Here is a 10,214-nt window from a genome sequence, read left to right on the forward strand (position 1 = left end):
AGCCGCTTAACGCAGGTTAACCAGCGTATTGAGGATCTGGTCCTGGGTTTTGATGGTCTGCGCGTTCGACTGATAGTTACGCTGTGCGACGATCATATTCACCAGTTCTTTACTCATATCCACGTTGGAGGCTTCCAGCGCGCCGTTGGTCAGCTTGCCGAAGTTACCGGTGCCTGCGGTACCCAGCAGCGCCACGCCGGAGGACTGTGTGGCAGACCAGACGTTGTCGCCTTCCGATTTCAGGCCTTCGTTGTTGGCGAAGTTTGCCAGCACGATCTGCCCCAGAACCTGAGACTGTTCGTTAGAGTAGCTTCCCACCACGGTGCCATCGTCGTTGATCTGGTAGCTCACCAGGTCGCCAGGCTTGTAGCCGTTCTGATTGGTTGCCACAACGCTGTTTGCACCGGTGTTCTGCTGCATGGAGTTCTGGAAGCTCAGGGAGAAGGTCGCCGCCGTCGCACCGCTGACAGAACCCGTGGTGATGTTAATGGCCGGCGTGGCGTTTGGCGTTGCGCTCAGTACACCAGCAGCGTCGTAGTTGTAGACACCCGCCAGGTTACCGTTCGCATCAAAGTTCATCTGCGCCGCTTTTGCCGCTGTTGAACCCGCAACGCTGCCGTCCTGAGTGTAAAGATCCCATTTATTGTTGGCCGTCTTCACGTAGTAGACGTACATGTTGTGGGCGTTACCCTGGCTGTCGAATACGGTCACGGTCCCTTTTTTGTTATAGGTGTCCGGGTTGGTCGCATCGAACGGGGCAGTTTGAACAGGATCGGTTGAGTTCAGGTTGATCTGCTGCGTCGCGGTGGTGGTTGATTTCGCCGCCATCAGGGTGTTCGGGATAGTAATCGCCTGAGGGTTCGCACCAGTCTGAACGGTTGGAGGCGTTCCGGCTGCCGGGTAGCCCGTCAGCTGCATGCCCTGCATGTTAACCAGCGTACGGTTTTCGTCCAGCTTGAACTGGCCGTTACGGCTGTAGAACACTGAACCGTTGGAATCGACCATACGGAAGAAGCCGTTCTGGCTGATAGCAACGTCCAGACCACGACCGGTGTTGGTGGTGGTGCCGTCGGTAAAGTCCTGAGTGATGCCCGCAACTTTCACGCCCAGGCCGACTTTGGAACCGGCAAACATGTCTGCAAATGAAGCAGAACCGGATTTAAAACCATAGGTCGCGGAGTTGGCGATGTTGTTGCCAATGACGTCCAGGTTGGTGGCCGCAGCATTCAGGCCGCTGACCGCTTGAGAAAAGGCCATGACTTACTCCTGATAAGTGTTAAGGCTTAGATAATCTGCCGAACTTCGTCGAGTGTGGTGGAACCAGAGGTTCCCAAATCCAGTTTGTTGCCGTCGCTTCCTTTAATCACGCCCTGGACCAGCGCGAACTGCAGCGGCTGCGCCACCAGCTGGGTCGTCCCGTTGCTGGCGCTGATCGCTACTTTGTAAGAACCGTTTGGTGCTTTAGTGCCGTCGGTCAGGCTGCCATCCCACGTAAAGGTGTGAACGCCCGCCTTCAGCTCGCCGATATCAATAGTGCGCACGACCGTGCCGTTGCTGTCGGTAATGGTGGCGGTAACTTTCTCCGCCGCCTGCTGCAACTCAACGCCAAACGGCGTGGTGGTCGTGGTGGTGTTGCCTTCGGTGGTGCTGGTGCCCGCCAGAATCGTGGTTCCCGGGATCATCACCCCGTGGCCAATCAGGCTTGCCGCCTGCAGAGACTGGGCGCTGTTAATCTGCCCGGAGACGGAGCCGAGGGTGGTGTTGAGTTTCTCAATGCCGCTAACGGTGCTGATCTGCGCAAGCTGCGTGGTCAGTTCGTTGTTCTGCATTGGGTTGGTGGGATCCTGGTTCTTAAGCTGCGCCACCAGCAGCGTCAGAAAGCTGCCCTGAAGATCGGCGGCATTGCTCCCGGTGAGGGAGTTAGAACCCGTCGTATTCTTCGTGTTATTAACACCCGAGTTCGTAGGATCATTCACATTTACGGCGATGGACATGCATGTCTCCTTTACTGGCCGAGAGTGAGCGTTTTGAGCATCATGCTCTTCACGGTATTCAGCACTTCAACGTTGGCCTGGTAGCTGCGAGAAGCCGACATGGAGTTCACCATCTCACCTACCACATCCACGTTTGGCATTTTCACGTATCCGCTGGCATCCGCGAGCGGGTTACCCGGCTCATACACCAGCCTGTCCGGCGCCTGGCTCTCTACCACATCAGACACCTTCACGCCGCCCGTCGCCGCGCCCGGCGCAGCATCGACCTGAAAGACAACCTGTTTGGCACGATAAGGCTGGCCGTCTGGTCCGGTTACGCTGTCGGCGTTCGCCAGGTTACTGGCAGCCACGTTCAGGCGTTTGGACTGCGCGGTTAACGCCGAACCGGCAATATCAAAAATATTCAACAAGGCCATCTATCAGTTCCCCCCCTGCAGGACGTTCATCATGCCTTTGATTTGTCCGCCGAGTACGGTCAGGCCCGTCTGGTATTTCAGGCTGTTATCGGCAAACTGCGTACGCTCCCGGTCCATATCCACGGTGTTACCGTCGAGTGAGGGCTGATCGGGAATGCGATAAAGTAAATCGGTCGCTGGCGCGGTCATCGCCTGAGCAGGAATATGGCGAGAGGATGTCATGGCAAGTGCAACACCCGTTCCTTCGGCACGTCCACGCTCCATCACCTTTTTGAGTTCACTGGAAAAATCAATATCGCGCGCCTGAAACCCTGGGGTATCGGCGTTAGCGATGTTGGCGGCTAAAATCTCCTGCCGCTGGGCGCGTAAATTGAGCGCTTCCTGCTGAAAACGTAACGCGGCGTCGAGTTTATCGAGCATGTCTCCTCCGCTGATGGCAAAATTTCAGTTCACAGCTTAAATCTCACCCGGTCTCCCCTATCGACGGAATAAGCGCAAAATGCGTCGCTATTTATTGCGTTGATGCAAAACCACTGCAGGTAGAATTCATTCAACTCTGGAAACGGTGGAACTTGCGATGCAAACGTTAAAACGTGGCCTGGTGGCAACTTTCTTGCTGTTTAGCCCTCTGGTGCAGGCTGAAGGCTTACAGGATCGGCTGACGGCTTTTTTTGCTGAAAAGCTGGCGGGCTTTAGCGATGAGGTTAACGTTACCGTGCGCACCCCACCGAATCTGTACCCGACCTGTGACCAACCGTCATTCAGCGTGACGGGAACCACCCGGCTGTGGGGAAATGTGAACGTGCTGGCACGCTGCGCGAACGAAAAACGCTATTTACAGGTTGCAGTTCAGGCGACGGGCAATTATGTTGTCGCCGCCGTACCCATTGCGCGCGGCAGCGTGCTGCAGACGAACAGCGTGACGTTAAAGCGCGGCCGTCTGGATCAGCTGCCTCCACGTACCATGCTGGAAATGAACCAGGCACAGGACGCCGTCAGCCTGCGCGATGTCGCCCCCGGCCAGCCGATACAGCTCTCAATGCTGCGTCAGTCATGGCGGGTAAAAGCGGGTCAACAGGTGATGGTGGTGGCCAACGGAGATGGCTTTAGCATCAACAGTGAAGGGAAAGCGTTAAACAATGCCGCGGTGGCGCAAAACGCCCGCGTCAGAATGTCCTCAGGCCAGGTGGTGAGCGGAACCGTCGATTCTGATGGGAATATTCTGATTAACCTATAATCTTTTTAAAGATTTCGCGGCGCGTGCCGATAAATATTCCACTAATGATGATGTCAGGCGCAAACGCCGCGAACCCTCGATGAGGACAACACTATGAGCATTGATCGTACATCAGCCCTGAAGCCGGTAAGCGCTGTACAACCTCGCGAAACGAATGACGCTCCTGCGCAGAAAACGCGTCTGGAAAAACCGTCAACGTCCAACAGCACCAGCGTTACCCTGAGCGACGCGCAGGCAAAACTGATGCAGCCAGGCAGCAACGATATCAATATGGAACGTGTTGAAGCGCTGAAAACGGCTATTCGTAACGGTGAGCTGAAAATGGACACCAGCAAGATTGCTGATGCCCTGATTCAGGAAGCACAGAGTTTCTTACAGAGTAACTAACCGTATGAGTCGACTGTCAGAAATACTGGATCAAATGACGGTTGTTCTTAACGACCTGAAAACGGTAATGGACGCTGAACAGCAGCATCTCTCTTCCGGTCACATCAACGGCAGCGCGCTGCAGCGTATTACTGAAGATAAGAGTTCGCTACTGGCGACGCTGGATTATCTGGAGCAACAGCGCCGCGCTGAGCAGGATCCTAAGCGTAGCGCCAATGACGATATTATTGAGCGCTGGCAAACCATTACCGAAAAAACCCAGTACCTGCGCGACCTTAACCAGCACAACGGCTGGCTACTGGAAGGTCAGATTGAGCGTAATCAGCAGGCGCTTGAGGTATTGAAACCGCATAAAGAAACCGGACTGTACGGTGCGGATGGTCAAACAGCGACTGCGCGTATTGCGGGAGTTAAAAAGATTTCGATTTGACGCCTGGGCGACAAATCATGCAGCGGGGAGCACCATAAGGTGAACTCCCCTTTTGGCGTTTATGCCGTACGGCGGGCAAACTCTTTCACTTTGAACCCCAGCACCGCGAGCGTGGCAAAGTAAGCCACGACCCCGACGCCTACCACGGCCATCAGCCGCATCAGACGATAAGGCATAGTGCCGAGGGACCACTCCGGCATCACGTACATCATGCCGAGAAGCGCCGCCGACATCACCAGTACCGCAACGATCAGACGTACCAGGAAACTTCCCCACCCCGGCTGCGGCGTAAAGATATCCTGCTTGCGCAACTGCCAGTACAACAGCCCGGCATTCAGACAGGCCGCCAGACCAATAGACAGCGACAGGCCAGCATGCTTCAGCGGACCAATAAACGCCAGGTTCATCAGCTGGGTCATAATCAGCGTCACGATGGCAATTTTCACCGGCGTTTTGATGTCCTGACGCGAATAGAACCCGGGCGCCAGCACCTTGACGACGATCAGCCCCATCAAGCCGACCGAGTAGGCAATCAGCGCGCGCTGGGTCATGGCGGCATCAAAGGCGGTGAATTTCCCGTACTGGAAGAGCGACACCGTCAGCGGTTTGGCCAGAATACCCAGCGCCACCGCGCTCGGCAGGGCCAGCAGGAAGCAGAGACGTAAACCCCAGTCCATCAGGCGGCAATATTCATCATGATTGCCGCTGGCAAAGCTTTTCGACAGCGACGGCAGCAGGATGGTCCCCAGCGCCACGCCCAGCACCCCGGACGGGAATTCCATCAGACGGTCGGCGTAGTACATCCAGGAAACCGAGCCGGACACGAGGAAAGAGGCAAAAATGGTGTTGATGATAAGCGAGATCTGGCTGACGGAGACGCCGAGAATAGCGGGCCCCATCTGCTTGATCACGCGCATCGCCCCGGCATCTTTGAGATTGATGCGCGGCAGCACCAGCATGCCGATTTTTTTCAGATGCGGCAGCTGGTACGCCAGCTGCAGCACGCCGCCGACGGTAACCGCCCAGGCCAGCGCCAACACCGGCGGGTTGAAGTGCGGCGCGGCGAACAGGGCAAAACCGATCATGCTGACGTTGAGAAACGTCGGCGCAAACGCCGGGACAGAGAAGCGGTTCCAGGTGTTCAGGATCGCCCCCACCAGCGAGGCCAGCGAGATGAGCAGAATATAGGGGAAAGTAATGCGCAGCAGCTGCGAGGTCAGCGCAAATTTGTCGGCCGTATCGGCAAAACCGGGCGCGGTCACCATAATCACCCACGGCGCGGCCAGCATCCCGAGTACGGTCACCACCGCCAAAGCCAGCGTCAGCAGCCCGGAGACATAAGAGACAAAGACGCGCGTCGCGTCTTCGCCCTGCTTGCTTTTATATTCCGCCAGAATAGGCACGAATGCCTGGGAAAACGCCCCTTCAGCAAAAATACGACGCAGCAGGTTTGGCAATTTGAACGCGACGAAAAAGGCGTCCGTGGCCATCCCTGCACCAAATACCCTTGCCACAATGGCGTCGCGCGCAAAACCCAGCACGCGGGAAAACATGGTCATCGAGCTGACGGCCGCCAGCGATTTTAATAAGTTCATTAACGTGAATTTCCAGAACCATACGGATTTGTAGGCCGGATTAGCGTAAGCGCCACCCGGCAAAGCCAACAAGCGGCGCTTAGTCTAACCGGATTTCAACGAATTACTATCCGCAGATGTTACAGCGAGTTATTCGCTCATGGCATCGCGCCAGAGCCTTTCCACAATGCGCTGCGCCAGAATGGCCTGCTCGCCGGACGTTTCAGGAACCGTCTGATTTTGCACGCAGGTGATAAAGTGGCGGGCGCATCCTGCGAAACCGCGCTGCTCGAGGGTGCTCTGCCAGCCTGGCGCCGGGAGCGTCACCACGCCGTTGCCCTTCTCTTCCCGCCATTCGCGCATGTCCGTAATGTCGTACAGCGCGCCCTCGGTCACCGCCTGCACGGATTCACGCTGGCTTCCCGCACGACGGTGCATGCTGGTGGTAATCTGAAGATGCTCAACGCCGAAGTGGTGCTCCGCATAGACCATCTGCCCCTGATCGTTTGTCACCAGGGTGCCGCTTTTCAGCAGCGCTTCGCCGTTGCTCAACCACAGCGCCGTATCCACCACGTGCAGATAATCATCCAGAAGGGTGAAGCGCAGATCGTTTGGCCCAATGCTGTCGGTGCGGTGTTTATCCATCCGCAGCGAGGCGAGCGTGTCCGACTGCGCCTTCAGCTGCTGGTAAAGCGGCGCGAAGCGGCGGTTGAAGCCCACCATCAGCGTCAGTTTTTTGCGCGCGGCCAGCTCAATCAGCCGTTCGGCATCCTGAACATTTTCCGCCAACGGCTTATCCACGCAGACGTGAACCCCCAAATTGAGCAGCTCGCTCACCACCTGATAGTGGGTTGCCGTTGAGGTATGCACAAAGACCGCATCACACTCGCGGGCCAGATCCTGCAGGGAGGCGGCATACGGAATGCGCCAGGTTTCGCAGATACGTTCTGCCTTTTCTCGGGTGGGTGACCATGCCCCTTGCAGAGTCCAGTCCGTCGCCGCACCTAATACAGGCAGCCAGGCTTTTTGCGCGATGCCGCCGAGCCCCACCACACCAACGCGTAATTTTTTCACCGTCAGTCTCCCAGATGTGCCAGCAATGCATCCAGGCGCTGTTTCAGCCCGGCGACCTCGTCTTCCAGCGCCTCTACGCGCGCGGCAAGAGTGTCATTGCTTGCTGAGGATCCCGCGTCGCTCTCCGCGGTAACGGTAGCGACATCGACGTCGCCGCTGAACAGGTGCATATAGCGGCTTTCACGTTTACCCGGCTCGCGCGCCAGACGCACCACGTATGGGCCGTCTTCGCGAGAAGCCAGCCCTTCCAGGGTCTGCTCAACTTCCTGCATATCGCTAAACTCATGCATGCGGGAAGCGCGCGTGCGCAGTTCCCCCGGCGTCTGCGCTCCGCGCAGCAACAGCGTGGTGATGACCGCCACTTCCGCACTGCTCAGCTTCAGGTCGCCAAATTCGGAGTTACAGAAGCGCTGTTCGTATTTGGTCACGCGGTTGCCGAAGCCGCTGACGGTGCGCAAATAGTGGCGTTTTACCAGCGCATCCAGCACGTCCTGAACCTCATGCTCGCTGAGGTTCATCACCGGCTCGCGGTTGGTTTTCTGGTTGCAGGCCATGGTCACGGCGTTGACGGAGAGCGGATACTGCTCCGGCGTGGTGACCTGTTTTTCGAGTAAGCACCCAATCACGCGCGCTTCTGTACCGTTTAGCTGATACTTCATCTTTTCTCCTTAACGACCTGCGGTCCAGTCCCGGGTGGTTAACGCCGTCAGAACGTGGTCGCGCCACTCTCCGTCTATCAGCAGATAGTCTTTGGCGTAACCCTCTTTCTCGAACCCTAAGCGCGCCAGCAAATTGCCGCTGCGCTGATTATGCGGCATATAGTTCGCCATGATGCGATGGATATGCTGCGTGCGTTGCATATAGCGGATCGCCACCGTTAACGCCTCGTACATCAGCCCCTGCCCCTGCCATTTCTGGCCGATGGAGTAGCCAAGGTAGCAGGCGTGAAACGACCCGCGCACCACGTTTGAAAAATTGGCGATCCCGATAATCTCTTTCTCTTCAGGATCCAGCAGCGCGAAATAGAACGCGCTGCCCTGCTTGTGAAATTCCGTAATCATGCTGAGGCGCGCCTGCCAGCCGGAAGGGTAACAATGGCTCTCATCCCGAACGGGTTCCCAGGGTTTTAAAAACTGGCGATTCTCGGCGTAATAATCCGCCAGACGCCAGGCATCACGCTCATGCACCAGACGAACGACCAGCTTGTCCGTTGTCAGACGCACTTTTGGCACATTACTGCGATAGCCAAACATCGATACCACTCCTTCCCGTCACTTCTGCTGACCCATTAGCTTTACTATACCTGCGCCTGCGCCGTCTGTGAAAACAGTGACATACCATTTTGCCCTCTTTTCATTATTTTCGATGAGAACTCTCTATCAAAGCACCCTTTTGATAAAAAAATATTGTCACCCCTGGGGGTGGGAAAAAACGCGGCGACACCGCAGAATGTTAGCGTGCTCACCTTCTTATTTTCCCTGGAGGGAAAATGTCCCGCGTATCACAGGCCAGGAGCTTGGGTAAATATTTCCTGCTCGTCGATAACATGCTGGTCGTGCTTGGCTTTTTTGTCGTTTTTCCATTGATATCGATCCGCTTTGTCGATCAGATGGGCTGGGCGGCATTAATGGTTGGCATTGCCCTGGGGTTACGCCAGTTTGTCCAGCAGGGCCTGGGCGTCTTTGGCGGGGCCATTGCCGACCGCTTTGGCGCTAAACCGATGATCGTTACCGGTATGCTGCTGCGCGCGGCAGGTTTTGCCACGATGGCCGTCGCCCAGGAGCCCTGGCTGCTCTGGTTCTCCTGTTTCCTCTCCGGTATCGGCGGCACGCTGTTCGATCCGCCGCGCACCGCGCTGGTGGTAAAGCTTATTCGCCCCCAGCACCGCGGCCGTTTCTTCTCGATTCTGATGATGCAGGACAGTGCTGGGGCGGTTATCGGCGCCCTGCTGGGAAGCTGGCTGCTGCAGTATGATTTCCGACTGGTCTGCGCGGCTGGGGCGGTGCTCTTTATTCTGTGCGCGCTGTTCAATGGCCTGTTCCTGCCCGCCTGGAAACTGTCGACGGTCAAAGCGCCGGTCCGGGAAGGGCTTGGCCGCGTCCTGCGCGACAAACGTTTTGTCACCTATGTGTTGACCCTGACGGGCTATTACATGCTGGCTGTGCAGGTCATGCTGATGCTGCCGATCATGGTTAACGACATTGCGGGCACGCCTGCAGCCGTTAAATGGATGTACGCCATCGAAGCCTGCCTGTCGTTAACGCTGCTTTATCCGATTGCCCGCTGGAGCGAACGGCATTTTCGTCTGGAGCATCGCCTGATGGCCGGGCTGCTCCTGATGACGCTGAGCATGATGCCGATCGGTCTGGTGAACTCTCTCCAGCAGCTGTTTACGCTGATTTGCACGTTCTATATTGGCTCAATCATCGCCGAGCCTGCCCGTGAAACGCTGAGCGCCTCGCTTGCGGATGCGCGTGCGCGCGGCAGCTATATGGGTTTCAGCCGGCTGGGGCTGGCGCTTGGCGGCGCATTAGGTTACGCCGGTGGCGGCTGGTTGTTTGATGCCGGAAAAGCGTTAAGCCAGCCCGAACTCCCGTGGATGATGCTCGGCGCGGTGGGCTTTATGACGCTCCTTGCCCTGTGGTGGCAGTTCAGCCAGAAACGCAGCGCGAGCGGGATGCTCGAGCCTGGCGCGTAGCCTTTCCCTCGGGCGGGATGAGGGAGGCGAGCATTGAACCATCTCCTCGCCCCATTGGGGTTGAGAGATCCCCATAAAATAATGCCTGCACTGATGACACCCTCTCCCTTGAGGGAGAGGGCTGGGGTGAGGGGAAATATATGGCTCTGGTGGTCATTCCGTTCACTTTATGTTTCTTGCTACTCTGTAACGACATGGCCTGTGAACGTGCCAGGGCGGCTCAATCGCCACCGCCCCGGCAACCCGGGCTCCCGGCTGTAAATCGCCGCTTCGCGGATTGCTCGCCCCATCCCTGGGGCTCACCCTTTCAGGGCCAGCGCAGGCGCTGTCCAAAATTGCTCCCGGCAATTTTGTCCTCAGCTTATTCCTTCAGGCTATCGGGTCGGGCATGAGCCTGCATCCCT

12 protein-coding genes are annotated in these 10,214 nt (G+C 57.0%); 4 read left to right on the forward strand and 8 right to left on the reverse strand.

The window, feature by feature from the left end; all coding sequences use genetic code 11:
- Positions 1–6: 6 nt before the first annotated feature.
- From flgE to flgB, 4 genes are read right to left on the reverse strand one after another with little or no spacing between them, the layout of a single operon-like run.
- Entirely contained in the window at positions 7–1,257 is a 1,251-nt protein-coding gene (flgE, locus tag ADJ24_RS10050; RefSeq protein ID WP_023311137.1) for a flagellar hook protein FlgE, read from the reverse strand.
- Positions 1,258–1,283: 26 nt separating this feature from the next.
- Positions 1,284–1,994 carry a flagellar hook assembly protein FlgD gene (flgD, locus tag ADJ24_RS10055; protein WP_023311136.1) on the reverse strand — a complete coding sequence of 237 codons (711 nt, stop codon included), beginning with the start codon at positions 1,992–1,994 and terminating at the stop codon, positions 1,284–1,286.
- An 11-nt stretch (positions 1,995–2,005) separates the two neighbouring features.
- The gene (gene flgC / locus ADJ24_RS10060) at positions 2,006–2,410 is read right to left on the reverse strand and encodes a flagellar basal body rod protein FlgC (protein WP_008500814.1); all 405 of its coding nucleotides are present in this window, start codon (positions 2,408–2,410) and stop codon (positions 2,006–2,008) included.
- 3 nt (positions 2,411–2,413) lie between these two features.
- A complete protein-coding gene (flgB, locus tag ADJ24_RS10065) occupies positions 2,414–2,830 on the reverse strand; it encodes a flagellar basal body rod protein FlgB (RefSeq protein WP_023311135.1) in 417 nt (138 codons plus the stop codon).
- Between the two features lie 157 nt (positions 2,831–2,987).
- Here flgB and flgA point away from each other — a divergent pair, with 157 nt between their 5' ends.
- The 3 genes from flgA (at position 2,988) to flgN (ending at position 4,464) form a co-directional block, all read left to right on the forward strand.
- Positions 2,988–3,647 carry a flagellar basal body P-ring formation chaperone FlgA gene (flgA, locus tag ADJ24_RS10070; protein WP_023311134.1) on the forward strand — a complete coding sequence of 220 codons (660 nt, stop codon included), beginning with the start codon at positions 2,988–2,990 and terminating at the stop codon, positions 3,645–3,647.
- 93 nt (positions 3,648–3,740) lie between these two features.
- Entirely contained in the window at positions 3,741–4,034 is a 294-nt protein-coding gene (gene flgM / locus ADJ24_RS10075; RefSeq protein WP_023311133.1) for a flagellar biosynthesis anti-sigma factor FlgM, read from the forward strand.
- A 4-nt stretch (positions 4,035–4,038) separates the two neighbouring features.
- Positions 4,039–4,464 (forward strand): flagella biosynthesis chaperone FlgN, encoded by a 426-nt coding sequence (gene flgN, locus ADJ24_RS10080; RefSeq protein ID WP_023311132.1) that lies wholly within the window; start codon positions 4,039–4,041, stop codon positions 4,462–4,464.
- A gap of 59 nt (positions 4,465–4,523) precedes the next feature.
- Here flgN and murJ read toward each other — a convergent pair whose 3' ends face one another.
- The 4 genes from murJ to rimJ form a co-directional block, all read right to left on the reverse strand.
- A complete protein-coding gene (murJ, locus tag ADJ24_RS10085; protein WP_023311131.1) occupies positions 4,524–6,059 on the reverse strand; it encodes a murein biosynthesis integral membrane protein MurJ in 1,536 nt (511 codons plus the stop codon).
- 129 nt (positions 6,060–6,188) lie between these two features.
- Complete coding sequence (locus ADJ24_RS10090; protein ID WP_023311130.1) at positions 6,189–7,112, reverse strand: Gfo/Idh/MocA family protein; 924 nt, start codon at positions 7,110–7,112, stop codon at positions 6,189–6,191.
- A 2-nt stretch (positions 7,113–7,114) separates the two neighbouring features.
- On the reverse strand, positions 7,115–7,771 hold the full coding sequence (locus ADJ24_RS10095) for a YceH family protein (RefSeq protein ID WP_023311129.1): 657 nt from the start codon (positions 7,769–7,771) through the stop codon (positions 7,115–7,117).
- 9 nt (positions 7,772–7,780) lie between these two features.
- Entirely contained in the window at positions 7,781–8,365 is a 585-nt protein-coding gene (rimJ, locus tag ADJ24_RS10100) for a ribosomal protein S5-alanine N-acetyltransferase (RefSeq protein WP_023311128.1), read from the reverse strand.
- Between the two features lie 236 nt (positions 8,366–8,601).
- Between rimJ and mdtH the strand changes: the two genes are divergently transcribed.
- Positions 8,602–9,810, forward strand: coding sequence for a multidrug efflux MFS transporter MdtH (gene mdtH / locus ADJ24_RS10105; protein WP_023311127.1), 1,209 nt, complete (start codon positions 8,602–8,604; stop codon positions 9,808–9,810).
- The last annotated feature ends 404 nt before the right edge of the window (positions 9,811–10,214 follow it).

Origin of the sequence: Enterobacter sp. 940_PEND (genome assembly GCF_001059415.1) — a bacterium.
GTDB classification, from domain to species: Bacteria; Pseudomonadota; Gammaproteobacteria; order Enterobacterales; family Enterobacteriaceae; genus Enterobacter; species Enterobacter cloacae_M.

Excerpts from the sequence above, each read along its gene's own strand:
- rimJ (WP_023311128.1), bottom strand. The coding sequence starts at position 8,365 with ATGTTTGGCTATCGCAGTAATGTGCCAAAAGTGCGTCTGACAACGGAC.
- flgM (WP_023311133.1), top strand. The coding sequence starts at position 3,741 with ATGAGCATTGATCGTACATCAGCCCTGAAGCCGGTAAGCGCTGTACAA.
- murJ (WP_023311131.1), bottom strand. The coding sequence starts at position 6,059 with ATGAACTTATTAAAATCGCTGGCGGCCGTCAGCTCGATGACCATGTTT.
- flgE (WP_023311137.1), bottom strand. The coding sequence starts at position 1,257 with ATGGCCTTTTCTCAAGCGGTCAGCGGCCTGAATGCTGCGGCCACCAAC.
- ADJ24_RS10095 (WP_023311129.1), bottom strand. The coding sequence starts at position 7,771 with ATGAAGTATCAGCTAAACGGTACAGAAGCGCGCGTGATTGGGTGCTTA.
- flgN (WP_023311132.1), top strand. The coding sequence starts at position 4,039 with ATGAGTCGACTGTCAGAAATACTGGATCAAATGACGGTTGTTCTTAAC.
- flgA (WP_023311134.1), top strand. The coding sequence starts at position 2,988 with ATGCAAACGTTAAAACGTGGCCTGGTGGCAACTTTCTTGCTGTTTAGC.
- flgC (WP_008500814.1), bottom strand. The coding sequence starts at position 2,410 with ATGGCCTTGTTGAATATTTTTGATATTGCCGGTTCGGCGTTAACCGCG.
- flgB (WP_023311135.1), bottom strand. The coding sequence starts at position 2,830 with ATGCTCGATAAACTCGACGCCGCGTTACGTTTTCAGCAGGAAGCGCTC.
- flgD (WP_023311136.1), bottom strand. The coding sequence starts at position 1,994 with ATGTCCATCGCCGTAAATGTGAATGATCCTACGAACTCGGGTGTTAAT.
- mdtH (WP_023311127.1), top strand. The coding sequence starts at position 8,602 with ATGTCCCGCGTATCACAGGCCAGGAGCTTGGGTAAATATTTCCTGCTC.